This window comes from Micromonospora sp. LA-10, assembly GCF_051853095.1.
Classification (GTDB): Bacteria; Actinomycetota; Actinomycetes; order Mycobacteriales; family Micromonosporaceae; genus Micromonospora; species Micromonospora echinospora_A.
Genome location: NZ_CP195710.1, coordinates 3,514,436 through 3,539,971 on the forward strand (window position 1 = coordinate 3,514,436; position 25,536 = coordinate 3,539,971).

General features: G+C 73.7%; 21 protein-coding genes and 1 pseudogene. 11 read left to right on the top strand and 11 right to left on the bottom strand.

Annotated elements, in window-relative coordinates; genetic code table 11:
* Nucleotides 1-95: 95 nt before the first annotated feature.
* The 5 genes from ACSDG8_RS16635 to dnaK all read right to left on the bottom strand — a co-directional run bounded on the left by ACSDG8_RS16635 (nucleotide 96) and on the right by dnaK (nucleotide 4,872).
* Nucleotides 96-302 carry a hypothetical protein gene (locus ACSDG8_RS16635; RefSeq protein ID WP_043327580.1) on the bottom strand — a complete coding sequence of 69 codons (207 nt, stop codon included), beginning with the start codon at nucleotides 300-302 and terminating at the stop codon, nucleotides 96-98.
* Between the two features lie 177 nt (nucleotides 303-479).
* Nucleotides 480-920, bottom strand: a complete 441-nt coding sequence (locus tag ACSDG8_RS16640; RefSeq protein WP_120572381.1) for a heat shock protein transcriptional repressor HspR — start codon at nucleotides 918-920, stop codon at nucleotides 480-482.
* Between the two features lie 24 nt (nucleotides 921-944).
* Nucleotides 945-2,135 carry a molecular chaperone DnaJ gene (gene dnaJ, locus ACSDG8_RS16645; RefSeq protein ID WP_210895625.1) on the bottom strand — a complete coding sequence of 397 codons (1,191 nt, stop codon included), beginning with the start codon at nucleotides 2,133-2,135 and terminating at the stop codon, nucleotides 945-947.
* A 79-nt stretch (nucleotides 2,136-2,214) separates the two neighbouring features.
* Nucleotides 2,215-2,952: a nucleotide exchange factor GrpE gene (gene grpE / locus ACSDG8_RS16650; RefSeq protein WP_439427032.1), complete on the bottom strand. Its 738-nt coding sequence runs from the start codon at nucleotides 2,950-2,952 to the stop codon at nucleotides 2,215-2,217.
* A gap of 48 nt (nucleotides 2,953-3,000) precedes the next feature.
* Nucleotides 3,001-4,872: a molecular chaperone DnaK gene (dnaK, locus tag ACSDG8_RS16655; protein ID WP_210895623.1), complete on the bottom strand. Its 1,872-nt coding sequence runs from the start codon at nucleotides 4,870-4,872 to the stop codon at nucleotides 3,001-3,003.
* A gap of 210 nt (nucleotides 4,873-5,082) precedes the next feature.
* Between dnaK and ACSDG8_RS16660 the strand changes: the two genes are divergently transcribed.
* From ACSDG8_RS16660 to ACSDG8_RS16670, 3 genes are read left to right on the top strand one after another with little or no spacing between them, the layout of a single operon-like run.
* On the top strand, nucleotides 5,083-6,900 hold the full coding sequence (locus tag ACSDG8_RS16660) for an ABC transporter (protein WP_439427033.1): 1,818 nt from the start codon (nucleotides 5,083-5,085) through the stop codon (nucleotides 6,898-6,900).
* 17 nt (nucleotides 6,901-6,917) lie between these two features.
* Nucleotides 6,918-8,576 (top strand): GTPase, encoded by a 1,659-nt coding sequence (locus ACSDG8_RS16665; RefSeq protein ID WP_439428055.1) that lies wholly within the window; start codon nucleotides 6,918-6,920, stop codon nucleotides 8,574-8,576.
* A 52-nt stretch (nucleotides 8,577-8,628) separates the two neighbouring features.
* The gene (locus ACSDG8_RS16670) at nucleotides 8,629-9,855 is read left to right on the top strand and encodes a hypothetical protein (RefSeq protein WP_439427034.1); all 1,227 of its coding nucleotides are present in this window, start codon (nucleotides 8,629-8,631) and stop codon (nucleotides 9,853-9,855) included.
* 749 nt (nucleotides 9,856-10,604) lie between these two features.
* On the opposite strand, the gene ACSDG8_RS16675 is transcribed toward ACSDG8_RS16670, so the two are convergent.
* Nucleotides 10,605-11,390, bottom strand: coding sequence for a hypothetical protein (locus tag ACSDG8_RS16675; protein ID WP_439427035.1), 786 nt, complete (start codon nucleotides 11,388-11,390; stop codon nucleotides 10,605-10,607).
* Between the two features lie 490 nt (nucleotides 11,391-11,880).
* On the opposite strand from ACSDG8_RS16675, the gene pdhA reads away from it, so the two are divergent.
* The 6 genes from pdhA (at nucleotide 11,881) to ACSDG8_RS16705 (ending at nucleotide 21,018) form a co-directional block, all read left to right on the top strand.
* A complete protein-coding gene (pdhA, locus tag ACSDG8_RS16680) occupies nucleotides 11,881-13,059 on the top strand; it encodes a pyruvate dehydrogenase (acetyl-transferring) E1 component subunit alpha (RefSeq protein ID WP_210895619.1) in 1,179 nt (392 codons plus the stop codon).
* Entirely contained in the window at nucleotides 13,059-14,048 is a 990-nt protein-coding gene (locus ACSDG8_RS16685) for an alpha-ketoacid dehydrogenase subunit beta (protein WP_210895618.1), read from the top strand. The genes pdhA and ACSDG8_RS16685 overlap by 1 nt, the downstream gene beginning before the upstream one ends.
* 5 nt (nucleotides 14,049-14,053) lie before the next feature.
* Entirely contained in the window at nucleotides 14,054-15,514 is a 1,461-nt protein-coding gene (locus ACSDG8_RS16690; RefSeq protein ID WP_439428056.1) for a dihydrolipoamide acetyltransferase family protein, read from the top strand.
* A 224-nt stretch (nucleotides 15,515-15,738) separates the two neighbouring features.
* Nucleotides 15,739-15,876 (top strand): hypothetical protein, encoded by a 138-nt coding sequence (locus ACSDG8_RS16695; RefSeq protein WP_013283356.1) that lies wholly within the window; start codon nucleotides 15,739-15,741, stop codon nucleotides 15,874-15,876.
* Between the two features lie 347 nt (nucleotides 15,877-16,223).
* Nucleotides 16,224-19,067, top strand: a complete 2,844-nt coding sequence (locus ACSDG8_RS16700) for an LppU/SCO3897 family protein (RefSeq protein WP_439427036.1) — start codon at nucleotides 16,224-16,226, stop codon at nucleotides 19,065-19,067.
* Nucleotides 19,068-19,185: 118 nt separating this feature from the next.
* The gene (locus ACSDG8_RS16705; protein WP_439427037.1) at nucleotides 19,186-21,018 is read left to right on the top strand and encodes an NHL domain-containing thioredoxin family protein; all 1,833 of its coding nucleotides are present in this window, start codon (nucleotides 19,186-19,188) and stop codon (nucleotides 21,016-21,018) included.
* Between the two features lie 60 nt (nucleotides 21,019-21,078).
* Here ACSDG8_RS16705 and ACSDG8_RS16710 read toward each other — a convergent pair whose 3' ends face one another.
* From ACSDG8_RS16710 to ACSDG8_RS16720, 3 genes are read right to left on the bottom strand one after another with little or no spacing between them, the layout of a single operon-like run.
* Nucleotides 21,079-21,828, bottom strand: coding sequence for a LamB/YcsF family protein (locus tag ACSDG8_RS16710; protein WP_210895615.1), 750 nt, complete (start codon nucleotides 21,826-21,828; stop codon nucleotides 21,079-21,081).
* Nucleotides 21,812-22,681 (bottom strand): biotin-dependent carboxyltransferase family protein, encoded by an 870-nt coding sequence (locus ACSDG8_RS16715; RefSeq protein ID WP_210895614.1) that lies wholly within the window; start codon nucleotides 22,679-22,681, stop codon nucleotides 21,812-21,814. The genes ACSDG8_RS16710 and ACSDG8_RS16715 overlap by 17 nt, the downstream gene beginning before the upstream one ends.
* Nucleotides 22,678-23,292 carry a 5-oxoprolinase subunit B family protein gene (locus ACSDG8_RS16720; RefSeq protein WP_210895613.1) on the bottom strand — a complete coding sequence of 205 codons (615 nt, stop codon included), beginning with the start codon at nucleotides 23,290-23,292 and terminating at the stop codon, nucleotides 22,678-22,680. The genes ACSDG8_RS16715 and ACSDG8_RS16720 overlap by 4 nt, the downstream gene beginning before the upstream one ends.
* A 75-nt stretch (nucleotides 23,293-23,367) precedes the next feature.
* Here ACSDG8_RS16720 and trhA point away from each other — a divergent pair, with 75 nt between their 5' ends.
* The gene (gene trhA / locus ACSDG8_RS16725; RefSeq protein WP_210895612.1) at nucleotides 23,368-24,045 is read left to right on the top strand and encodes a PAQR family membrane homeostasis protein TrhA; all 678 of its coding nucleotides are present in this window, start codon (nucleotides 23,368-23,370) and stop codon (nucleotides 24,043-24,045) included.
* A 95-nt stretch (nucleotides 24,046-24,140) separates the two neighbouring features.
* Here the strand turns inward: trhA and ACSDG8_RS16730 are convergent, their stop codons facing one another.
* Nucleotides 24,141-24,431 carry a DUF6458 family protein gene (locus tag ACSDG8_RS16730; RefSeq protein ID WP_073826882.1) on the bottom strand — a complete coding sequence of 97 codons (291 nt, stop codon included), beginning with the start codon at nucleotides 24,429-24,431 and terminating at the stop codon, nucleotides 24,141-24,143.
* 117 nt (nucleotides 24,432-24,548) lie between these two features.
* On the opposite strand from ACSDG8_RS16730, the gene ACSDG8_RS16735 reads away from it, so the two are divergent.
* On the top strand, nucleotides 24,549-25,085 hold the full coding sequence (locus ACSDG8_RS16735) for a SixA phosphatase family protein (RefSeq protein WP_210895611.1): 537 nt from the start codon (nucleotides 24,549-24,551) through the stop codon (nucleotides 25,083-25,085).
* Between the two features lie 3 nt (nucleotides 25,086-25,088).
* On the opposite strand, the pseudogene ACSDG8_RS16740 reads toward ACSDG8_RS16735, so the two are convergent.
* Nucleotides 25,089-25,489 (bottom strand): annotated as a pseudogene (locus tag ACSDG8_RS16740) (winged helix-turn-helix transcriptional regulator).
* Nucleotides 25,490-25,536: the final 47 nt, after the last annotated feature.

Consider the following 25,536-nt stretch of genomic DNA (forward strand, 5'->3'; position numbering starts at 1 on the left):
GCGTCGCTTTCCCCGGAACACGAACGGGCCGCGATCCCGAGCACACGAACGGGCCGGGATCCCCCGTGGATCCCGGCCCGCACGTCGGCGGATCGTCAGGTCGACCCGCCCTGCTTCTTGCGCCTCTCGTCGTCCCGGGCCCGGTCCACGCCGTGGTCCGTCTGGTCGGCGAAGCGCCCTTCCTTGACCTTGTCGCTGAAGCGTCCCTCGGTGACCCGATCGAACCGCTCGCGGACGTTCTCGGCCACCTTCTCGAGTCGTTCCTCGGCGCGTTCCGCCACCTTCTTCGCCGGTTCCGCCATGGCTCCCCCCGCCAGCCCGGAGTCCGCTTTGGGGCTTTTGCCCCTACGGAAAAGCCTAATCGACCCCGCTCTGCCGTACCCCGGATTCCCCTGACCCGGACCGCGAACCGGCCCGGGCAGGAACGAAGGCCGGCGCGGCCCCGGGGGAGCGGGGCGCGCCGGCCTTCCGGTGAAAGGTCAGCGGTCGGGAGCGCGGCGCGGTCGCCACACGACGAGCGCGGTGGACGTGCGGTTGGTCGGCACGAGATCGCCGCGGGGAAAGCCACCGAGCGACTCCAGCTCGGCGATCCGCCGGTACGCGGCGTCCAGCTCCGCCTCCAGGCGGGCCACCCGCTGCTGCGCCTCTTCGAGCAGCCGCTCCAGCCCGATGATCCGCTTGACCCCGGCCAGGTTGATCCCGTCGTCCTGGCTGAGCCGCTGCACCTCGCGCAGCAGGACCACGTCCCGGACGCTGTACCGGCGACCACCGCCGGACGCCCGGCCCGCCTGCACCAGGCCCAACCGGTCGTACTGGCGCAGCGTCTGGGGGTGCATCCCCGCCATCCGCGCAGCCACCGAGATCATCAAGACCTTGGCCTCGTAGGCCGGGTCACCTGAGCCGACGTACTCCTCCGACATGCCCGCTCACCTCCGCTGCCGCCGTCAACTGAATCGACGTACCCGCGCGTCGAGATGTTCCCGCGCGGCGGGCGGAGTCTGCTCCGCGAAGGTCTCCAGCGCCGCCCGCGCCTCGTCCGAGACCTTTGCCGGGACCACCACGTCGAGCGTGACCAGCAGGTCACCGGCGCGGCCGTCCTTGCGTACGACGCCCTTGCCGCGGGCGCGCAGCACCCGCCCGCTGGGCGTACCCGGTGGCACCCGCAGCGTCACCGTCCCATCCAGGGTCGGTACGCGCAGGTCCGTGCCGAGGACCGCCTCGGCGTACGTGATCGGGACGTTCAGGGTCAGGTCGTCCCCGGTGCGCCCGAACAGCTCGTCCGGGCGGACCTTCACCTGCACGAACAGGTCGCCCGCCGGACCGCCCCGCTCACCGGGCTCACCCCGGCCGGCCAGCCGGATCCGCTGCCCGTCGGCCACCCCGGCGGGAAAGCGCACGTTGAGCGTGCGGGTCTTGGTGACGCCGCCGGTGCCGTGGCACTCCGGGCACTTCTCCTCGACGATCGTGCCGACGCCCTGGCAGTTGCGGCACGGCTCGGAGAAGCTGAACGACCCCTGGTTGCGGGTGGTCACCCCGGCGCCGTGACAGACGGGGCAGGCCACCGGCTGCGTGCCCGGCTTCGCGCCGTTGCCGTGGCAGGTGTCGCAGACGCCTGGCGCGCGCAGCGTCAGCGGCAGCGTGACGCCGCGGACCGCGTCGGAGAAGTCCAGCGCCACCTCGGTCTCGACGTCCCGGCCACGCGCCGGGCCGCGCGGACGCGCCGCGCCGCCCCCGCCGCCGCCGCCGCCGGAGAAGATCGAGCTGAACAGGTCGGTGAAACCGCCGCCGCCGAACCGGGTGTCGCCGCCGCCCGCGCCGCCGCCGAACAGGTCGGAGACGTCGAACGGCACGCCGCCCGGCTGGCCCGCCCCGCGGGCGCCGCGGCGGAAGGCACCCGAGCCGAACAGCGAGCGCATCTCGTCGTACTCGCGTCGCTTCTTCTCGTCGCCCAGCACCGCGTACGCCTCGGAGACGGTCTTGAACCGCTCCTCGGCCCCGGTGTCACCGGGGTTGTGGTCCGGGTGCGACTCCCGGGCCAGCTTGCGGTACGCCTTCTTGATCTCGTCCGAGGAGGCGGACTTCTCCACGCCAAGCGCGGCGTAGTAGTCCTTCTCGATCCAGTCCTTGGAACTCACCGGTCCACCCCCTTCCACGGGTCGAAGCCCGGTCGTCCCGCCCGCCCGGTGAGGGCGGGCGGGACGTCACGGGTCGGCACTACTCCGGGTCCGCGACCGCGACCATGGCGGGCCGCAGCAGCCGCTCGCCGAGCTGGTAACCCCGGCGCATGACCTGCACGCAGGTCGACTCGGTCACGTCGGCGGACGTCTGGTGCGCCACCGCCTCGTGGCGGGTCGGGTCGAACGGGTCGCCCTTCTCGCCGAAGGCGGTCAGGCCGAACTTGCCCAGCGCGGCGGTGAGCTGCTCGGCCACGCTGCCGAACGGGCCCACCAGATCGCCGTGCTCGCGGGCCCGGTCCAGGTCGTCCAGGATCGGCAGCAGCGCGCTGAGCACCGCCCCGGTGGCCTGCTCCTGGACCAGGTTGCGGTCCCGGTCGACCCGCTTGCGGTAGTTGGCGTACTCCGCCGTGACCCGCTGGAGGTCGCGGGTGCGCTCCTCCAGGTCGGTACGGAGCGACTCCAGCTCGGCGCCGAGCGGCGCGCTCGCCTCGGTCTCCCCGCTCGGCTCGGCCGGGGAGTCGACCACCGTCGGCCCGGTGACCTCGGCCTCGCCGCCGATCTCGTCGACCACGACCTCGGCCTCCTCGACCAGCCCTTCGGCGGGCGCGTCGGCAGCGGCGTCCGCCGCCGAGGCGTCGTTCGCCGGCTGCTCGGTCACCTTGCCGAGCTTGCGCTTGTCGCGGATGACGACCCGGGGTTCGTCGCCGGCGTGCCTGCCGGCGCCCGGCGCCGACCCGGTCGCACCCGGGTCGGCCGCACGTGGCTTGTCCGTCATGCGGTTACCTCATCCCTCTGCCGTGCGAATCGTGTCCGGGACCGGATGTCACTTCTTGTCCTCGTCCACGATCTCCGCGTCGACCACGTCGTCGTCGCCACCGGCCTTCGGGCCACCGGCCGCACCCGCGCCCGCACCGGCACCCGGCCCGGCTGCGCCGCCCGGCGCGGCCTGCTCGCCCTCCTGCTGCTGGGCGTAGAGCAGCGAGCCGGCCTGCTGGGAGACCTGCGCCAGCTTCTCGTGCGCGGACTTGATCTTCTCGATGTCCTGGCCGCCGAGCGCGCTGCGCAGCTCGCCGAGCGCCTCGTTGAGCTGGTCACGGTTCTCGCTGGGCAGCTTGTCGCCGCTCTCGGCGAGGAACTTCTCGGTCTGCCACTGGAGCGCCTCGGCCACGTTGCGGGTCTCGGCCTCCTCGCGGCGGCGCTTGTCCTCGTCGGCGTGCTCCTCGGCGTCCCGGCGCATCCGCTCGATGTCGTCCTTCGGCAGCGAGGAGCCGCCGGTGATCGTCATCTTCTGCTCCTTGCCGGTGCCCAGGTCCTTGGCGTGCACGTTCACGATGCCGTTGGCGTCGATGTCGAACGTGACCTCGATCTGCGGCACGCCGCGCGGGGCCGGCGGGAGGCCGGTCAGCTCGAAGGTGCCGAGCTTCTTGTTGTAGGCCGCGATCTCCCGCTCGCCCTGGAACACCTGGATCAGCACCGACGGCTGGTTGTCGTCAGCAGTGGTGAAGACCTCGGAGCGCTTGGTCGGGATGGTGGTGTTGCGCTCGATGAGCTTGGTGAAGATGCCGCCCTTGGTCTCGATGCCCAGGCTCAGCGGGGTCACGTCGAGCAGCAGGACGTCCTTGACCTCGCCCTTGAGCACACCGGCCTGCAGGGCGGCGCCGACGGCGACGACCTCGTCCGGGTTGACGCCCTTGTTCGGGTCCCGGCCGGTGAGCTGCTTGACCAGGTCGGTGACAGCCGGCATCCGGGTCGAGCCGCCGACCAGGATGACGTGGTCGACGTCGGAGATCTTGATGCCGGCGTCCTTGACGGCCTGCTCGAACGGGCCCTTGCAGCGGTCCAGCAGGTCCTGCGTCATGCGCTGGAACTCGGCGCGGCTCAGCGTCACGTCGAGGTGCAGCGGGCCGGCCGAGCCGGCGGTGATGTACGGCAGGTTGATGTTGCTGGTGGTGGCGGCGGACAGCTCGATCTTGGCCTTCTCGGCCGCTTCCTTGAGCCGCTGCATCGCCATCTTGTCCTGCGAGAGGTCGATGCCGTGCTCGCCGCGGAACGTCTTCACCAGGTGGTCGATGATGCGCTGGTCCCAGTCGTCACCGCCGAGCTGGTTGTCACCGCTGGTGGACTTGACCTCCACCACGCCCTCGGCCAGCTCCAGCAGCGACACGTCGAAGGTGCCGCCACCGAGGTCGAAGACCAGGACGGTCTGCTCCTTGGAACCCTTGTCCAGGCCGTACGCCAGGGCGGCCGCGGTCGGCTCGTTCACGATCCGCAGCACGTTGAAGCCGGCGATCTCACCGGCCTCCTTGGTGGCCTGGCGCTGCCCGTCGTTGAAGTAGGCCGGGACGGTGATCACCGCGTCGGTGATCTGCTCGCCCAGGTACGCCTCGGCGTCCCGCTTGAGCTTCATCAGCGTCCGGGCCGAGATCTCCTGCGGGGTGTACTTCTTGCCGTCGATGTCGACGGTCCAGTTGGTGCCGATCTCCCGCTTGACCGAGCGGATGGTCCGGTCGGGGTTGGTCACCGCCTGGCGCTTGGCGACCTCACCGACGAGCACCTCGCCGTTGCGGGCGAACGCGACGATCGAGGGAGTCGTACGCGAGCCCTCTGCGTTGGCGATGACGGTGGGCTCACCGCCCTCGAGAACGCTGACGCAGGAGTTCGTCGTGCCGAGGTCGATGCCGACCGCACGTGCCATGTTCGCTTCCTCGCTTCGTAACGGGTGGGCAGGTCAGACGGCCTGCCCGGGGGGCCGCCCGGAAGCGACCGCACCACAAGTTGAGTGAACTTGACTCAATAGTGCCACGCCATTGCCAATCCGCAAGTCGGGGTTGAGCCGACCCGGCGCAACCCGACCGTTACTACTGCCCGGTTGTCTTACCTTGCGTCGGTCGGGCACGCTTTAGCGGTGACGACGCATGGCGATTCCGCCACCAGTGCCGGCGCGCCCGCCGTCGCAGCCCGCACCGGAGCCACCACCGGCGCCGATCAGCCTGCGTACGCCGCGGAGGGCCTGCCCGCCGCGCTGACCGGCCTGCGGTCGGCGATCGGCGCAGCCCGCTTCCCGCTCGCCCTCCCCTCGGCCGAGCCGGCCCGGCACGCCGCCACCAGCCTCACCGACCAGCTCGACGACTACCTACTTCCCCGGCTGGCCCGGCTCGACGCCCCGCTCCTGGTGGTCGTCGGCGGCTCCACCGGCGCGGGCAAGTCGACGCTCGTCAACAGCCTGGTCCAGGCACGGGTCAGCGCGGCCGGGGTGCTCCGCCCGACCACCCGTTCACCGGTGCTGGTGTGCAGTCCCAGCGACGCGGCCTGGTTCCGGCAGGGCGAGCTGCTGCCCGGCCTGACCCGTACCACCGAGCCGAGCGAACAGCCGGGCACCCTGCACCTGGTCACCGCCCCGGCGCTGCCGCCCGGCCTGGCCTTCCTCGACGCGCCCGACATCGACTCCGTGGTCGACGCCAACCGGGCGCTCGCCGGGCAACTGCTCGCCGCCGCCGACCTCTGGCTGTTCGTCACCACCGCCGCCCGGTACGCCGACGCCGTCCCCTGGGAGCTGCTGCGCAGCGCCCGCGCCCGGGGCACGGCGGTGGCGATGGTGCTGGACCGGGTACCCCCGGAGGCAGCCGACGAGGTCGCCGCCCACCTGTCCGAGATGCTCGCCGATCAGGAACTGGGCGCCGCGCCGCTGTTCGTCCTGCCGGAGACCTGGGTCGACGGGCAGGGGCTGCTGCCGGACCGGATCACCGCGCCGCTCAGCGACTGGTTCTCCCGGCTCGCCGCCGACGCCGACGCCCGCGCCGCTGTGGTCCGGCAGACGCTCGACGGCGCGCTGGCCGCGCTGCACCCGGTGGTGGAGGCGCTCGCCGAGGCCGCCGACGAGCAGTGCACCGCCGCCGACGCGCTGGACGAGCGGGTACGGGCCGCGTACCGGGGCGCGGAACGGACAGTCGACCAAGGGCTCCGGGACGGCCGGCTGCTGCGCGGCGAGGTACTGGCCCGCTGGCAGGAGTTCATCGGCACCGGCGAGTTCTTCCGGGGCCTGGAAGCACGCATCGGCCGGCTGCGGGACCGGGTCGTCGCGGCGGTCACCGGGCGGCCCGCGCCCGCCGCGGAACTGCGTACCGCGATCGAATCGCAGCTCGTCACGCTGCTGCGCGGGGTGGCCTCCGAGGCGGCGGAGAACGCGTACACCGGCTGGAAGGCGCACCCGGCCGGCGCGGCGCTGCTGGAACCGGACCTGGCCCACGCCTCGGCCGACCTGCCGCAGCGGGCCGAGCAACTGGTCCGCGACTGGCAGCGCGGCGTGCTGGAGCTGGTCCGGGTCGAGGGCGGCGACCGGCGCTTCGTGGCCCGCACCGCGGCGTACGCGGTGAACGCCACCGGCCTCGTCGTCATGATCGGTGTGTTCGCCTCCACCGCGTTCATCCCCACCGGGCTGGAGGTCGCCGCCGGCACCGGCACGGCGGTGGCCGGGCAGACCGTGCTCCAGGCGATCTTCGGGGACCAGGCGGTGCGGAACCTGTCCCGCAAGGCCCGGGTCGACCTGCTCGACCGGGTCGGCAAGCTGCTGGCCGAGGAGGCCGAGCGCTTCCTGGCCCGCACCGAGGCCGAACGCCCGGCCGACAACGCCGGCGCGGCGCTGCGCTGGGCCGCCCTGGAGGTCGAGCGGGCCCGGCACCGCAGCGGCCTGTTCCCGAACCCCCAACAGGACGGTCGCCCGTGACCAACGTCGTCGGACGGATGCGTGACGCGCTGCGCGGTGAGCAGCGGGTCGACCCGGACGTGCTGATCGAGCGCCTCCAGGCGATCCAGCGGTTCCTGAGCGCGGTGGACGGCGACGTGCCCGACGCCCAGCTGGTCGCCGCGCACACGGTGGTGGAGCGGGCCGGTGACCGGCTCGCCCTCTCCGGGCGGCACACGGTGGTGGCGCTGGCCGGCGCGACCGGCAGCGGCAAGTCGAGCCTGTTCAACTCGCTGGCCCGGCTCGACCTCTCCCCGGTCGGGGTACGCCGGCCGACCACCGGCGTCGCGCACGCCTGCGTGTGGGGTCCGCTGGACGGCGCGGTCCGGCTGCTCGACTGGATCGGCGTGCTGCCTCGGCACCGGTTCGTCCGGGAGAGCCCGCTGGACGGCGACGACGAGTCGGCGCTGCACGGTCTCGTCCTGCTCGACCTGCCCGACTTCGACTCGGTGCAGCACGGCCACCGGCTGGAGGTGGACCGCCTGCTGGGCCTGGTCGACCTGGTGGTCTGGGTGGTCGACCCGCAGAAGTACGCCGACCGCGTGATCCACACCAGCTACCTGCGCGAGTTCCACAGGCACAAGGACGTCACCGTCGTGGTGCTCAACCAGGCCGATCGGCTGCACCCGACCGAGCTGCCCAAGGTCCTCGACGACCTGCGCCGGCTGCTCGACGCCGACGGGCTGGGCGGCGTGCCGCTGCTGCCGACGGTCGCGGTGGACCCGAACGGGCTGGGCGGCCTGCGGGCCGAGCTGGAGCGTACGGTCTCCGAACGGCAGGCCGCCCTGCGCCGGCTCTCCGGCGACGTGGACGCCGTGGTGGCCGATCTCGAACCGCTCGTCGGGCCGGAACCGCCGAGCACCAGGCCCGGTGACGCCTCGGCGCAGGAGCTGACCCGGGCGCTGGCCGGGGCAGCCGGGGTGCCGACCGTGGCTCAGGCGGTCGAGGGGGCGTACCGGCATCGGGCCGTCAGCAACACCGGCTGGCCGCTGCTGCGGAGCTGGCGCAAGCTGCGACCGGATCCGCTGCGCCGGTTGCACCTGCCGGGCCGGGACCCGGACGCGCCGGCGGACAGCCTGGTCGCGGCCACTTCCGTACCCGATCCGACGGCCGCGCAGCGCTCGGCGCTGACGCTGGCGATCCGCGCGGTGGCCGACCGGCACGGCGCCGGTCTGCCGGCGCCATGGCCGGCCGCGGTGACCGCCGCGGCCCGATCCCGGCAGACCGACCTGCCCGGCGCGCTCGACCACGCGGTTGCCGCGACCGACCTGGGCATGGACCGCCGGCCGGCCTGGTGGCGGGTGGTCGGCGTACTCCAGTGGGTGGTCACCCTCGCCGCGCTCGCGGGCCTGGTCTGGCTGCTCCTCGGGTACGCGGTGCGCCTGCTCGGCCTGCCCCCGCTGGAACACCCGACGCTCGGTGTGGTGCCCTGGCCGACCGTCCTGCTCCTCGGCGGCCTGCTGGCCGGGCTGCTCGTGGCGGCGCTGACCCGCCCGGTGGTCGGGTGGGCGGCCCGGCGGGCCCGGGCGCGCGCCGAGCAACGCCTGCTCACCTCGGTGGGCAGCGTCGGCGAGAAGTACGTGCTGGACCCGGTGTGGGCGGTGCTGGCGCGCTACGGCACGGGCCGGGACGCGCTGCGCGAGGCCGGGCGGCGCTGAACCCGGCGCGCTGACCGGTGTGGGGGCGGCTCGCGCGGCGTAGGGTCGATGCATGGCCACGCCACAGACCCCCTACGACGCGGTGCTGCACGCCGCGCGCGACGTGACGAGGCTCGACTCGGCCCTGGACGCGGAAATGCTCGGCGCCGCGTTGCTGGGCAGCGTCTACGCCGTCGCGGAACACGACCGGGAACAGGCCGTCCGCGAGTTCGTCACCGGCTTCCTCGCCGCCACGTCCCGGCGCCGCAGCGCCGCCGCGACCACCCTGCGCGCCGTCTTCGCCGCCCTGGTGCCCGACGCCGAGGGCGCCGCCCGGGTCCGGCCCGGCGCGTACGCCCCGGCGTGGGCCGCCCAGCTCGGCCGGGTGCACGTCACCGGCGCCTGGGCGTACGGCGACGTGTACGGCGACCAGACGTCCTACCTCGCCACGTTCGCCTACGACGACGAGGAGCAGGGCGGGCCGGAGCACGCGCTGGTGGCGCTGGTCGACCACAACATCGGCATCACCAAGGACGTCTTCGTCGGCGGCCCGGCGGCCCGGATCGTCGAGCAGGCCCGGGAGATCTGCACCGAGGACGAGTTCACCTGGTTCCGTACCGAGGACCCGGCCCGGATGCACGCCGAGGTGAGCCGCCACCTGGCGGTCACCGACGACCTCGGCGAGCTGCCCGCACAGGGTTCGCTCGCCACCGACCGGGCGCTCGTGGGCGCGCGGCTGGCCGTCCTGCCCGGGCCGACCCCGCCGGCCGGGCCGGCTGTCGTGCCGCCGCCCACCGACGAGGAGCGCACCCGCCTGGTACGCGCGTTCGTCAACTCACCCGAGGCGGCCCGGTTCGGCCTGCCCGAGGTGGCCGACGGCGAGCTGGCCTCGCTGCACTTCTGCCTCGGTCTGCTGCTCGACCACGCGGCCAGCTTCCCGGACGCCGATCCGATGCGGTGGAGCCCGATGGTCGCGGAGCTGTTCCTGCTCGACTGGGTGCACCGCCGCGCCGTGCTGGACATGGACGACGCGGCCATGCTGCCCCGAGTGCTGCGCGCCTGGGCGGCGTACGCGGCCCGGCAGCGCGGGCTGTCGCAGTCGGCCGCCGCCCGGACGGACGAGGCGATCACCGAGATGGTCCCGGAGTTCGCCCGCCTCTACAGCACCGGTGAGCGGCGCAGCCCGGCCACCGCGGCGGTGGCCCAGCTCATGGCGGACGGGGTGGATCCGGACGACCCGGAGGCGCTCACCGCCTGGATCGAGGCGAACCGCCACCGCCTGACCGACGACCCGGCCTAGACAGTCGCGCCCCTGCATGATCGCCGCCGTTCGTGCCGGTCGTGACCACACCACCACGGTGAAGTGGTGTCGATCATGCAGGGGCCCGGCCCGGATCACCTCGCCCGAGGTGAGGGCATGCCCCCGAACCTCGTTGATCCACACCATCTCGGCGAGGTGGCGGCATCGGACCGGCCGGAACCACACCACAACGCCGTAATGGTGTCAATCATGTGGCCTGCCATCCCCGACCCGCCGTCCGACGCGCGAGGCGTGCCCGCGGCACCCAGCCCACCCGTTGATCCACACCATTTCCCCGACCTGGCGTCATCAAGCCGGCCGGTACCACACCACCACGGCGAAGTGATGTCGATCATGCGCATGCCCGGTCCGGCATCCCTCTCGTTGATCCACACCATCTCGGCGAGGTGGCGGCATCAGGCCGGTCGAGACCGCGCCACTACGCCGGAATGGTGTCGATCATGGAGTCTGCGCGCTCCGGGTCACCCCGCCCATGGCAGGGGCAAGCCTCGGGGAGGCCCACAACCTCGCTGATTCACCGCCTCGGCGAGGTGGCGGCATCGGGCCTGCCGGAACCACACCACTACCGCGCAATGGCGTCGATCATGTGGCCTGCGCGCTCTGGACCACCCCGCCCGTGTCACGGGCGTGTCCCGGGAACCCCTACAACCTTGTTGATCCACACCATCTCGGCGAAGTGGCGGCATCAGGCCGGTCGGGATCGCGCCACTACGCCGGAATGGTGTCGATCATGAGGGGTGAGGATCGGCGGTGGAGCCCGACGAGGCGGCCGACGGGTCGGCAGGACCAGGTGGATCCGACGGGCCGGACGGAGCGGACGTGGCGGACGGCCCAGCAGAACCCGACGGGTCGGCGGGACCGGACGGATCTGGTGGGCCGGACGTACCCGATGGGCCGGACGGCTCGGACGAACCAGCCGACGGCGTCGGCTCGACGGAAGTGGCGGACGGTTCGGGGCTGGGGCTCGGCTCGGGTGTCGGCGTACCCGGGTCCGACGGCGAGTGCGACGGTGACGGTGAGGGCACCGGCGACGGGCGCGGCGGGCGGACCGGGGTGGGCCGGACCGGCGTGGACGGTGGCGGCGGCGCGGCCACCGGCCGGGGCCGGTGGCGGGCGGCCAGGTCGCTGTCGTCGGGCAGGCTCGGTGCGGCCGGGAGCACGGGCCGCGCTGCGGGTACGGAGGTGACGTCGGGGGTGGGCGTGGACGGCACGGCGGGCTGGGTCGTCTGGGGCAGCGGGATGACCACCGGCCCGACCGAGGGCGTCGGCAGGAACGGGGTGCTGGTGTCGGGGAGCGCGCTGTTGCCCACTGTCGCCGATCCGGTGCTGACGGCGGCGAGGATCGGCATCGACGCGGTGCCGGCGAGCAGCGCCACCGTGAGCAGGTAGCCGCGGCTGGGGCTGCCGGAGCCGGGGGCGCGGTGCGCACCGACCACGCGGCGGTACGGGGAGGCGGGCAGCGCCCGGTGCCGGCCGAGGAATGGTGAGCCGGGGGGACCCTCTGGTTCGGACACCGGCACACTCCTCACGCGCGAACGGGGACGGGAGAGCACGCGCGGATATTCGGACAAAAGCCGCGCAACGGCTCACCGCAAGCTTGACCCAGTGACGCTCAGTTCACCAGCCGCAACCGCGTGTCGACACACATTTTGTACGTCAGCCGATCGCACCACTGGCGACAAAGACGTCTATCCGTCATGAACCAGATGGAACCTCGCTCGTGGGGGAGGCCATACTGTGGGCCCGCTCACCTCCTCTGCAATCATTCAGACACGACGGCAACGCAGCCGCCACCTCCGCGTACCCCGCGGCTGGTGCGGAACGACGCCGGCGCTCCCGGGCCTGGGTCCGTCCGCGACGGATCCCGGGCTCACGCCGCGCGGCAACCCCCACCGGGGTCAGGCGCGGTCGCCAGGGACCGGCCCGGCATCAGCCGGGGCGGGCGCACGAGGTGCGCGGCTCGGGTAACCCCCGGCGCCGGCGCAGACAGACAGGGAGAGACGGATGGCAAAGGGCGACCCCGGGGCCGCCACCCGCAGCAAGCGGGCCGCACCCCGCACCAGGCGCGCCGCCGCGGCCGGTGAACCGGAACTCGTACAGCTGCTCACGCCGGAAGGTGAGCGGATCGAGACCGCGCTCGGCCCGGACGGGACCGAGTACCGCGTCGACTTCACGGACGAGGAGTACCGCGGGCTCTACCGCGATCTCGTCCTGGTCCGCAAGCTCGACGCCGAGGCCACCGCCCTGCAGCGCCAGGGCGAACTGGGCCTGTGGGCCAGCCTGCTGGGTCAGGAGGCGGCGCAGGTCGGCTCCGGCCGGGCGCTGCGTACCCAGGACATGGCCTTCCCGACCTACCGCGAGCACGGCGTGCTCTACTGCCGTGGCATCGACCCGATCATGCCGCTGGGTCTGTTCCGCGGCGTCGACCAGGGCGGCTGGGACCCGAACGAGTTCAAGTTCAACATGTACACGATCGTGATCGGGGCGCAGACCCTGCACGCGACCGGGTACGCCATGGGTGTCGCCATGGACGGCAAGACCGGCGGCGAGGACGGCGAGGCGGTCATCGCCTACTTCGGCGACGGCGCCACCAGCCAGGGCGACGTCAACGAGGCGTTCGTCTGGGCCAGCGTCTTCAACGCCCCGCTGGTGTTCTTCTGCCAGAACAACCAGTACGCCATCTCCGAGCCGCTGGAGCGGCAGACCCGCGTGCCGCTGTACCGCCGGGCCGGCGGGTTCGGCTTCCCCGGTGTCCGGGTGGACGGCAACGACGTGCTCGCGTCGTACGCGGTGACCCGGCACGCGCTGGACAACGCGCGCAACGGCCAGGGTCCGAGCCTGATCGAGGCGTACACCTACCGGATGGGCGCGCACACCACCTCCGACGACCCGACCCGCTACCGCATCGCCAGCGAGGTCGAGGCGTGGCAGGCGAAGGACCCGATCGCCCGGATGAAGGCGTTCCTGACCAAGCAGAAGATCGCCGACGAGTCGTTCTTCACCGAGGTCGACGAGCAGGCCCGCGCCGAGTCTGTGCACCTGCGTGAGCGCGTGCTCGCCATGCCCGACCCGCAGCCGGTCAGCATGTTCGACCACGTCTACCCCAACGGCTCTCCCGAGCTGGACGAGCAGCGGGCCCGGTTCACGCAGTACATGGAGTCCTTCGAGGGGAGCGCGCACTGATGGCCACGGAGACGCTCACCCTCGGCAAGGCGCTCAACACCGGTCTGCGGCGGGCCCTGGAGAACGACCCGAAGGTCGTCATCATGGGCGAGGACGTCGGCAAGCTCGGCGGCGTGTTCCGGATCACCGACGGTCTCCAGAAGGACTTCGGCGACCAGCGCGTGATCGACACCCCGCTGGCCGAGTCCGGCATCATCGGCACCGCTGTCGGCCTGGCCATCCGTGGCTTCCGGCCGGTCTGCGAGATCCAGTTCGACGGCTTCGTCTACCCCGCGTACGACCAGATCGTGTCGCAGGTGGCGAAGATGCACTACCGCTCGCAGGGCAAGGTGCGGATCCCGATGGTCATCCGCATCCCGTTCGGCGGCGGCATCGGCGCTGTCGAGCACCACTCCGAGTCGCCCGAGGCGTACTTCGCGCACACCGCCGGTCTCAAGGTGGTGAGCTGCGCGAACCCGCAGGACGCGTACGTGATGATCCAGCAGGCGATCGCCTCGGACGACCCGATCGTGTTCCTGGAGCCGAAGCGGCGTTACTGGGAGAAGGGTCCGGTGGACCTGGACGCGCCGATCGCCGACGCGTACCCGCTGCACTCGGCCCGGGTCGTACGACCCGGCACGGACGCGACGGTCCTGGCGTACGGTCCGATGGTCCGCACCGCGCTCGACGCGGCCACCGCCGCGGGGGAGGACGGCCGCGAGCTGGAGGTCATCGACCTGCGGACGCTGTCGCCGTTGGACCTGACCGCCGCGTACGAGTCGGTGCGGCGCACCGGCCGCTGCGTGGTGGTGCACGAGGCCCCGGGGAACCTGGGTCTCGGGTCGGAGATCGCGGCCCGGATCACCGAGGAGTGCTTCTACTCCCTGGAGTCCCCGGTGCTGCGGGTGACCGGCTTCGACACCCCCTACCCGGCCGCCCGGGTGGAGGAGGAGTACCTGCCCGACCTGGACCGGGTGCTCGACGCCGTCGACCGCACGTTCGGCTGGTGAGCGGCATGTCCCGGATCAAGGAGTTCAACCTTCCCGACCTGGGCGAGGGCCTGACCGAGGGCGAGATCCTCGCCTGGCTGGTCAAGGTCGGCGACGACATCGAGCTGAACCAGCCGATCGTCGAGGTGGAGACCGCGAAGGCGGCGGTCGAGATCCCGGCGAAGTGGGCCGGACGGGTGCAGGCGATCTTCCACCCGGAGGGGTCCACTGTCGAGGTCGGCGTGCCGATCATCGCGATCGACACCGACCCGGGCGCCGGGCCGATCGAGGAGTCCACGACCGCGACTCCGGCGTCGGAGCTGCCCACGCCGTCGGCCGCGTCGCTGGCAGCGGTCCAGGTCGCGCCCGCCGAGGGCATGGTCGAGCCGGGCCTGATCGGTGGTGTCGCCCCAGGTGGGCGCACCGCGGTGCTCGTCGGCTACGGCCCGCGCAACGCCCCGGCCAAGCGCCGACCGCGCAAGGGTGACGCGCCGGCGCCGGCTCAGGCCGCCGCCCCGGTGGCGCCCGCGCCGGTCGTTCCCACGCCGGCGCCCGCTCCCGCCCCGGCGGTCAACGGCAACGGCCGGGTCTCCGGTCCGGTGCTGGCCAAGCCGCCGGTCCGCAAGCTGGCGAAGGACCTCGGCATCGACCTGGCCGCGCTGACCGGCTCGGGTCCGCTCGGCTCGATCACCCGCGAGGACGTACAGCGGGCGGCGACCGCGGCCCCGGCGGCGGCCGAGCCGCTGACGGTCACGACGCCGGCCGCGTCGGCCGCGAGCTTCGGCGCGGACCGCGAGCAGCGCATCCCGGTCAAGGGGGTACGCAAGCTCACCGCGGAGAACATGGCCCGCTCGGCGTTCACCGCCCCGCACGTGACGGAGTTCCTGACCGTCGACGTGACCCGGGCGATGAAGGCGCTGGACCGGCTCCGCGACCGGCGCGAGTGGCGCGACGTGCGGGTCTCGCCGCTGCTGCTGGTCGCCAAGGCGGTGCTGCTGGCCGTCAAGCGGCACCCGATGGTCAACTCGACCTGGGCCGGCGACGAGATCGTGGTGAAGGAGTACGTCAACCTCGGCATCGCGGCGGCCACCGAGCGTGGGCTGATCGTGCCGAACATCAAGGACGCCGGGCGGCTCTCGCTGCGCGAGCTGGCGGACGCGATGACCGGCCTGGTGCAGACCGCCAAGTCGGGCAAGACGTCTCCGGCGGACATGTCCGGCGGCACGTTCACCATCACCAACGTCGGCGTCTTCGGCGTCGACACCGGTACGCCGATCCTGCCCCCGGGCGAGTCGGCGATCCTCGCCTTCGGCGCGGTACGGGAGCAGCCGTGGGTGCACAAGGGCAAGGTGAAGCCGCGCCTGGTGACCACGCTCGGCCTCTCCTTCGACCACCGCATCATCGACGGTGAGCTGGGTTCGAAGTTCCTCCGCGACATCGGGGACTTCCTCGCCGACCCGGAGGCGGCGCTGCTCGCCTGGACCTGACGTACCACCGCTCCGGTCACGGCCGGTGTGCAACGGGTGAACGCCCGGCACACCGGCCGTGACCGTTTTGGGAACCGAATCATAGGATCGATGCCGCTCTGAACCTACGATCCTTAGGCACGTGGCTCAGCTCACCTAATAATCGATGGCGATCGGCGGTCCGGTGCGCTTAAATAGAGACATCAAGGGGCTGACAACCGAATAGCCAGGAGGAGAGACCCAAGATGAGCATGATCGAGCGAATCCGCACCCGCCGCGACGCCAACCGCCGGGCCCGTGCCATCGAGCACGCCCTGCGCTCCGCGAACTCGCCCGCGGTCCGCGAGGAGCTTCTCGCCATCGCCCAGCGTCACATGAGCTGACGCCACAGACCTTTCTCACCTCCTCCAGTCCGAAGACCCGCCCGACACCGGGCGGGTCTTCGGCGTATCGGCATCGGTCGGCACCGGGATTCCACCTCGCCGCACCGCCCGGTACGGTTGGCACGGTCGCCAACCGGTGGTTCCGGACCGACGCGGGCAAGTGACACTCATCGACGTCGTCCGGTGACTTTCGGTGACGGCTGATGCTCCCCCGGGCGGCTCCGGGCGACCACCGGATACGGTGCGGGGAGCCCGCACGGCCGGTACCCGCCGGCGACGCCGGCAGCCATGCCGACGGTTCCCCGGACCGGCATCGGCGGCCGACCTGTGATGGAGGAGGCGCACCCATGACGTCCGAGGCTCCGCACCGCCCCGGCCAGGAGCCGGGCGAGGTGTCGCCGGGCACCGGCGGACCGGTGCCGTACGGCGATCAGCCGGCGCAGCAGGACAACGGGTACAACGGCGCGCCCGACCTCGGCTGGGCGCCGCCCCCGCCGGCCGGTCGGCCCGCACAACCGGCCTGGGCCGCGAACGACGAACAGCCACCCGCGTGGACCCCGCCCGCGGGCCAGCCGGTGACCGGCCGGGCCACCGCCCAGGTCCCACCGCCCGCCGACCGCGGGCAGCAGCCCGCCTGGGGCGGTGCCGACCAGAACGCCCCCGCATGGGGCGGCGCCGACCAGGGCGCGCCCGCCTGGGCCGGCCAGGGCAGCCCCGCGTGGGGCGCTCCCGAGCAGCCCGGCCCGGACCGCGCCGCCGACCCGGCGCCGCCCGCCTGGGCCGCCACGCCGCCGGGCAGCCCCGCCGAGCCGACGGCGCCGGCCTGGGCCGCGGAGCAGAACCGCCAGGGGTGGGGCTCCGGTGAGCAGCCGGTCCGGTCGCCGTCCGGCGACCCGTCCGCTCGCAGCACCGGTTACGTCCCCGCCCCGGCCACCGTGCCGAACGAGACCTGGGTCACGCCCGCCCCGCCGGACGACCCGCACCGCTCCGGCGGCTTCGCGCCCACCGGCGGGCAGCACGACGACGCCCCGGGACACGCCGGTGGCTGGACTCCCGCCGCCGCGCCGCCGGAGGATCCGAACCGCTCCGGCGGCTGGAACCCGCGTGACGAGCAGCCCGCCGCGGCCGACGACCCCGGCCGCTCCGGCGGCTGGACGCCGCGCGAGAGCCAGCCGGCCTGGGCGCCCCCGGGTCAGCAGACCGGCGCCACCTGGCCGCCGGCCGACCCGCCCGCCCGGGCCGCCGCCGCGGTCTCGGTGCCCGGCGCCACCCGGCCGGACACTTCGTGGTCCACTCCGGAGCAGTCCGATCAGGACAACCGCTCCGCCGCTCCCGAGGACGACCCGCACCGCTCCGGCGGCTGGCGTCCGACGGGAGGACCGCAGCACGACGAGGGACACCGCTCCGGCGGCTGGCCCGCCCCGCAGCCCGAGAACCGGTCGGGTGGCTGGGACGAGCCCGCCCGCCCCGACGACCCGGACCGCTCCGGTGGCTGGGCCGCGGGCCGTGCCGCCAACCCGGCCGAGACGGCGCAGCCGGGCGGCTGGGGCGAGCCGGACCAGGGCCGGCAGCCCGGCGGCTGGGGCGCCGCCGCCGTACCGCAGCAGCGTGACTCCGAGGAGCAGGCCGGCGCCTGGAGCGGCGCCGCGTCCGTGCCGCAGCGCCAGGAGACCGGGCGGCCGGCGGAGGAGCCGGCACAGCCCGGCTGGGGCGCCGCCGCACCGGTCGAGGCGCCGGCGGCCCGCGCGAGCGTCTCCGTACCGGCTCCCGACGCGCCCGCCGGCTGGGGCGGCAACCAGGACGACCGCCCGGCCGTACCGGCCGCCGAGCCGTGGTCGCCCGCCGAGGCGTGGGGCCGCTCCGAGGACTCCGAACCGGCGTACCAGCCCGCTCCCGCGCCGGGCATCTCGCCCGGCAACGCCGTGCCGCTGCCCGCGCAGCAGCAGCGGGTGCCCGGTGCCGCGCTTGCCGCGTCGCCGCCCACCGACCACGCGCCCGCGCCGGCCGAACCCCAGGGGTACGAGCCGGAACGCGGCGACGGCGCGTGGGGCGCGTCCCGTCCCGGCAACGACGAGCCGCAGTCGGCGTCCGTGCCCGGCCCGCGTACCTCCCCGGAGGGCGGCCCGGTCTCGGCCAGCGCCTCGGTTCCGGTGACCAGCCGGGTCAGCCCGCCGTCCGACCAGCCCCTGCCGACCGGCACCCCGGCGCCGCAGCCCCGGGTGTACGGCCGGCCGGCCCGCCCGGAGCCCGAGGAGGCGCCCGAGCAGGAGGGGCACGGCTTCCCCGACCAGGACGGTCCGTCCGGATTCGGCCCGGACAACGGCTTCCCCGGCCCGCAGTCCCGTACCGAGGACGCCGACGGGCCGCACGGGTACGCCGCCGCGCCGCCGTCCTCGCCGGCCGCGCCGCCGCCGTTCCCGGCCGGTGTGCCGTCCTTCATGGACCCGCCCGCGAACACCCGTCCCGCCAACGGAGTGCACCCGGGCGGCGAGCAGCCCGGCGCGGTCCGGGACCCGTTCGACGGCCCGCAGAGCCCGTACGGCACCCCGGGCGGTCACCAGGACCCGTTCGGCTCGCCGGGCGGCCGCCAGGACCCGTTCGGTTCTCCCGGCGGCCACCAGGACCCGTTCGGCAGCCCGGCCGGCCGTCCCGAGCCGTTCGGCGGCCAGCCGGACCAGTTCGGCCCGCCGGCCGGTGGGCGCGCCTCCGTCGCGGTGCCCGGCCAGGGCCGGCCGGGCGACACGAGCCCCTTCCCGGCGCCGCAGCAGGCCCCGCCGGCCTGGTCGCAGGACGGACCGTCCGGTGAGCCGGAGCAGGGCCGTTTCGACGCGTTCAAGCCGGACGCCGCCGAGCCGCAGACCGAGGCGCCCCCGCCGAAGGTACGCAACGGGCGGGTGCTGGCCGCGGTGCTGATCGCGGCGGTGCTCATCCTCGCCGTACCGCTCGGTCTGCTCACGCTGCTCGGCAAGGTCGGCGACGACAAGCCGGCGGGCTTCGACCCGGCGGTCGGCTCCTGCGTCAAGCAGTCCGGCGAGACCGCCGTGGCCGCCGACTGCGGTGAGCAGGGCGCGTTCAGCGTGGTGTCGAAGGTGGACAACAAGGACAAGTGCGCCGATCTGACGCAGCCCACGGTCTCCGTCGAGAGCGGCGGGGCCACCCGGGTGCTCTGCCTGAAGCCGGCCGGTCAGTAACCGCACGTACGCGGAGCGTCCACCCCTCGCCGGGTGGGCGCTCCGCGCCGTTTCGGTGTGCCTCTGTTCACCCCGGGATCGCCGGGAACGCGCCCGGCGGGTGCGGCACGATGGGGGCATGAGCGCGCGCGTACGGGCACCGGAACTGCGGGGTCGGGCCTGGCTGAACACCGGCGGCAAGGCCGTCACGCTGGCCGACCTGCGAGGCAAGATCGTCCTGCTGGATTTCTGGACGTTCTGCTGCATCAACTGCCTGCACGTGCTGGACGAGCTGCGCCCGCTCGAAGAGAAGTACGGCGACGTCCTGGTCGTGATCGGGGTGCACTCGCCGAAGTTCGAGCACGAGAAGGACCCGGCGGCGCTGGCCGCGGCCGTCGAACGGTACGGCGTGCACCACCCGGTGCTCGACGACGCCGACATGGACATGTGGCAGCAGTACGCGGCCAAGGCGTGGCCGACCCTGGCCGTGCTCGACCCGGAGGGCTACGTGGTCGCCACCATGGCCGGCGAGGGGCACGCCGAAGGTCTGGCCCGGCTGATCGACGAGCTGATCGCCGCCCACGAGGCCAAGGGCACGCTGCACCGGGGCGAGGGCCCGTACGTGCCGCCGGCCGAGCCGGACACCGTGCTGCGGTTCCCCGGCAAGGCGCTGCCGCTCGACGGCGGCAACCTGCTGGTCAGCGACTCGGCCCGGCACTCACTGGTCGAGCTGGCCGCCGACGGCGAGACCGTGGTCCGGCGCATCGGCGCCGGTTCCCGGGGCCGGACGGACGGCCCGGCCTCCGCCGCCACGTTCGCCGAGCCGCAGGGGCTCTGCCTGCTGCCGCCGCACGTGGCCGAGGTCGCCGGTTACGACGTGGTCGTCGCGGACACGGTCAACCACCTGCTGCGCGGCGTACGGCTGTCCTCCGGCGAGGTGGTCACGGTCGCGGGCACCGGGCGGCAGTGGCGCTCGACGGTCGACGACCACGCGCACGACGCCCGCGCCGTCGACCTGTCGTCCCCGTGGGACGTGGCCTGGTACGACGACCGGGTGATCGTCGCGATGGCCGGCATCCACCAGCTCTGGTGGTTCGACCCGATCAAGCGGACCGCCGGCATGTACGCCGGAACCACGGTCGAGGCGCTGCGCGACGGCCCGCTGCCGGACGTGTGGATGGCCCAGCCGTCCGGGCTGTCGGTCTCGGCCGACGGCACCCGCCTCTGGGTGGCCGACAGCGAGACCAGCGCGATCCGCTGGGTCTCTGACGGCGTGATGCACACCGCCGTCGGTCAAGGCCTGTTCGACTTCGGGCACGTCGACGGCCCGGCCGACCAGGCGTTGCTTCAGCACCCGCTGGGCGTGTGCGCGCTGCCCGACGGCTCGGTGCTGATCGCCGACACGTACAACGGGGCGGTGCGGCGTTTCGACCCGGAGACCGGCCAGCTGGGCACCGTGGCGGACGGGCTGGCCGAGCCGAGCGACCTGGTGCTCACCGGCGAGGGCGACGTGCTCGTGGTCGAGTCGGCCGCGCACCGGCTGACCCGGCTGGCGCCGGGCGCGCTGACCTCGGCCGGGGCGAACACGGTGGACGGCCCCCGGCACCGGCTGGAGCGCAAGCCGACCGACGTGGCGGCCGGGGAGCTGACCCTGGACGTGATCTTCACGCCGGCGCCGGGGCAGAAGCTCGACGAGACGTACGGGCCGTCGACCCGCCTGGTGGTCTCGGCGTCCCCGCCGGAGCTGCTGGTCGAGGGCGCGGGCACCACCACCGACCTGTCCCGCAGGCTGGTGGTCAGCGGCGACGTGGCGCAGGGCGTGCTCCAGGTGACCGCCCAGGCGGCGACGTGCGACGCCGACGTGGAGCACGCGGCCTGCCACCTGACGCGGCAGGACTGGGGCGTGCCGGTCCGGGTGGTCACCGGCGGCGCGACCCGTGTGCCGCTGGTCCTGCGCGGGATGGACGCCTGACCGCGAGTGTTAAGAAGGGCCCCTTCCTCTACCGGAGGCGTTAACAGGGGGCCCTTCCTTTCACGCGAACGGAGTGAGCGTGACCCCCGCGTCGACGAGCGCGGCCCGCACGAGTTCCGCACACCGCACCGCCCCCGGCGTGTCCCCGTGCAGGCAGATCGACTCGACCGGGCAGGGGATCACCGTGCCGTCCACGGCGACCAGGGTCTGCTCGACGGCCATCCGTACCGCCCGGACGGCGACCTGCTCCGGGTCGGTCACCAGCGCGTCCGGTGAGCTGCGCGGCACCAGCGTGCCGTTCGGCAGGTAGTTGCGGTCGGCGAAGCCCTCGGCCACCACCCGCAGGCCGGCGCCGGTCGCGAGCTGGGCGAGCACGCTGCCGGGCTGGCAGAGCACGGGCAGCTCGTGGTCGTACCCGCTGATCGCGGCCACCAGCGCGGCGGCCTGGGCCTCGTCGCGGGCGGCCGCGTGGTAGAGCGCGCCGTGCGGTTTGAGGTAGCGGACCCGGGTGCGGTACACCCGGCAGAAGGCGTCCAGCGCCCCGAGCTGGTAGATCGTCTCGTCGCGCAGCTCGGCGAAGTCGTACGCGATGTGCCGCCGGCCGAAGCCGGCGAGGTCCCGGTAGCCGACCTGCGCGCCCACAGCGACGCCGCGTTCGGCGGCGGCGGCGCAGACCCGGTGCATGGTGGGCGCGTCGCCGGCGTGGAAGCCGCAGGCCACGTTCGCGGAGCTGATCAGGTCGAGCAGCGCGTGGTCGTCGCCGAGCCGCCAGCTTCCGAATCCCTCGCCGAGGTCAGCGTTGAGGTCCATGGAACGTCACCGTAGCGCCTGGCCGGGCCTGGGCGAGCGGGGTCACGTCGTCCACCACTCCGACGACCGGGTAACCGCCGGTGGTGGGGTGGTCGGCCAGGAAGACCAGCGGCCGACCGTCCGGCGGAACCTGCACCGCGCCGAGCACCAGTCCTTCGCTGGGCAGCTCGCCGGCCACCGCGCGGGGCAGTGCCGCGCCGGCCAGCCGCGCGCCGACCCGGTTGCTGTCCGGGCTCACGGTGTACGCAGTGCCGCACAGCAGGTCCAGCGCCTGCGGGGTGAACCAGTCCTGCCGGGGGCCGGGACGCACGGCGAGCCGCAGTTCGTCCGGGACCGGCTGGGGGACGGTGAGGTCGACCGGGGGCGGGGGACCGTCCGGGGTGCCGAGCGGCAGCCAATCTCCGTCGCGCAGCGGTGGCGGCCCGAGCCCGGAGAGCGTGTCGGTGGATCGGCTGCCGAGCACCGGCTCGACGGTGATCCCGCCGCTCACCGCCAGCCAGGTGCGTACCCCGGCCCGGGCCGGCCCGACGCGCAGCACCGCCCCGGCCGGCAGCGCCAGCGGCCGTCCCACGTCCCCCGGACGCCGCCGCGCGCCGGGCGGCGGCCACTCGACGACCACGTCGGCGGGGGCGCCGGTGAGCGCGACAGCTACCGCCCGGGTGAAGCGCAGCACGCAGCCGGTCATGGTGATCTCCAGCCCGGCGGCGTGCCCGCCGTTGCCGACGAGCCGGTTGGCCAGGCGCAGCGCGGCCGGGTCGAGCGCGCCGGAGCGGGGCACGCCGAGGTGCGCCCAGCCGGGGCGGCCCTGGTCCTGCACCGTGGTGAGCGCCCCGGCCCGCAGCACCTCGATCACGGCGCGTCGACCAGCCGGACCCGGGTGCCGGGGGTGAGCCGGGCCGGCGGGTCGGCGCGTACGTCGAACAGCGGCAGGTCGGTCCGGCCGACGAGCAGCCAGCCGCCGGGCGACGCGGCCGGGTAGATGCCCGCGTACGGGCCGGCGAGCGCGACCGAGCCGGCCGGCACCCGGGTACGCGGCGTGGCGAGCCGGGGCACCGCCAGCTCGGGCGGCAGTCCGGTCAGGTACGCGAACCCGGGCGCGAACCCGCAGAACGCGACCCGGAACTCGGTACGCCGCAGCCGGTCGACCACGGCGGGCACGTCGGTGTCCCAGTGGGCGGCGACTCGCGGCAGGTCCTCGCCGTCGTACACGGTCGGCACCCGCACCTCGGCGGTGGCCGCGCCGGGGCCGGCGGTCCGGGGGTGCCAGCCGGCGATCCGGTCGGCGGCCGCCTCCGGGTCCGGTACGCCGTCGAGCAGCACGGTGACCGCGCCCGGGACGATCTCGGTGGCGGTCAGCTCGCCGCTCGCGCGCCGGTGCCACAGTTCGGCCCGCCACGCCTCGACCTGCTCGGGGTCGTCGCAGTCGAGCAGCAGGGCATGGGTTCCGACCGGCCGGATCCGCATCCGGTCATCCTCCCGTCGGCTGACGTGACGGTCCACACTACTTGCAAGTAACCTACGCCGTCGTAACCTGTTGAGGTGACCACATCCGCACCGTTCCGGCTCCGGCCGGCCGACATCGGGAAGCCGCGCATGCGCGGCTGGCTGCACGCGTACGCGTTCTTCGCCGCTCTCGTCTGCGGCATCGTGCTCTGTTCGATCGCCGCCGGCCGTCCCGGCTGGGCACCACTGGTGAGCTGTCTGATCTACAGCTTCACCGTGTGCGGGCTCTTCGGCACCAGCGCGCTCTACCACCGGCGGGTCTGGTCCGAACGCGGCTACCAGATCATGCGCCGGATGGACCACTCGATGATCTTCGTGTTCATCGCCGGCACCTACACGCCTTTCTGCACGCTGCTGCTGGACACCCGGCAGGCCACGATCATGCTGAGCCTGGTCTGGGGCGGCGCGATCGCGGGCGTGGCGGTGAAGCTGATCTGGCCGCACGCGCCGCGCTGGGTCTCCGCCCCGCTCTATCTCGCGCTCGGCTGGGTCGCGGTGGCCATGCTGCCGCAGATCCTGCACTCCGGCGGCGTCACCGCGCTGGTACTGCTGGCCGTGGGCGGCGCGATCTACAGCGTGGGCGCGGTCTTCTACGCGCTGCGCCGCCCGAACCCGTGGCCCACGGTCTTCGGCCACCACGAGTTCTTCCACGCCTGCACGCTCGTCGCGGCGATCTGCCACCACATCGCGATCTACTTCGCGCTGTTCGCCTGAGCCGGGCCGCACCGCGCTGAGTCGCGCCGGACCGGCTCCGGACATGCGCGAGGGCCCCGCGCCGTTGCGGGGCCCTCGGGTTCGGGGGGTGCGGGTCAGACCGGATAGCCCGAGCCTGGACCACGCACCTCGCGGTACTCCTCGCGTACGACGCGGTCCTCCCGCACCGGCGCGACCGGCTCGGCGACGACCCGCTCGCGTACCGGGGCGGCCACGACGCGGCGACGGCTGTTCCAGAAGTAGAGCGTGGTGAGCAGGCCGGCGACGCCGGCGAGCATGAGGACCCAGCCCACCACGTTGAGGTTCAGCCATCCCAGGTTGGCGTCGACGGCGAACGCGAAGATCGCGCCGAGCGCGATGAGGAAGATGCTGGCACCGATGCCCATGACGTCGCCTCCTTGGCGTCCTGCTGGCGTTTTCTGCCCGCCGCGGCCATGGATCAGGTAGCGGCACACATCGACATACCCAGGCGCTTTGATCGTCAATCAGGCAAGCTGGGCGGTATGACGGACGGCAGAAACGGGCAGCGGACGTTGGTGCTGCTGCGGCACGCCAAGGCCGAGCCGTCCGGGGACGCCCCGGACGTGGAGCGGTCGCTGACGGCGCGGGGGCACGCCGACGCCGCCACCGCCGGCGCCTGGCTGGCCCGGCACGGGCTGCTTCCCGACGTGGTCCTCTGCTCGCCGGCCCGGCGTACCCGGCAGACCTGGCACGACGTGGCGATGGGCATGAGCGGTTCCCCGACGGAAGCCGGTCCGGCGGGCTCGGCGCCCGCGGTGCGGTACGAGCCGACCGCGTACGACGCGCTTCCGGATCAGCTGCTGGAGCTGCTGTGGACCGTCGAGCCGACCGCCGGCACGGTGCTGCTGGTCGCCCACAACCCGGGGATCTCCCTGCTGTCGGCGCTGCTCGACCCGCAGCGGGCCGACCCGGACGGGCTGCGGACCACCGACCTGGTGGTGCACCGCCCGACGACCCGCTGGGCCGACCTGGCGCCGGGGACCGCGCCGATCACCGGCCGCCACACCGCCCGCGCCTGAGGCTCAGCCGACGCGGGTGTCGTACGCGGCCCGGTGGGCGAGCACGTCGTCCATGTGCGCCTCCGCCCAGGACTTCACGTCTCGTGCAGGGAGAACCCGAGGTCGGTCAGCTCGTAGGTGACTGTCACCGGCACTGTCGGCTCCACGGTGCGGGTGACCATGCCGTCGCGTTCCAGGGCGCGCAGCGTCTGGGTGAGCATCTTCTGGCTGACGCCGGGGAGCGTGCGGAACAGCTCGGAGTATCGCCTGGGGCGCGGCTCGCCCGCGCAGTCCGCCCCGAACCGGTGCGAGCCGTCGCTGCGCAACGCGGCCAGCACCAGCGTGACCCACTTGTCGGTGATCCGGTCGAGCAGTTGCCGGCTGGGGCACTGGGCCAGGAACGCGTCGTACTCCGCCTTGCTCATCTGTGCTCCTGCCGCCTGGTGAGCTACGCACTTTCAGGTGCCTACTT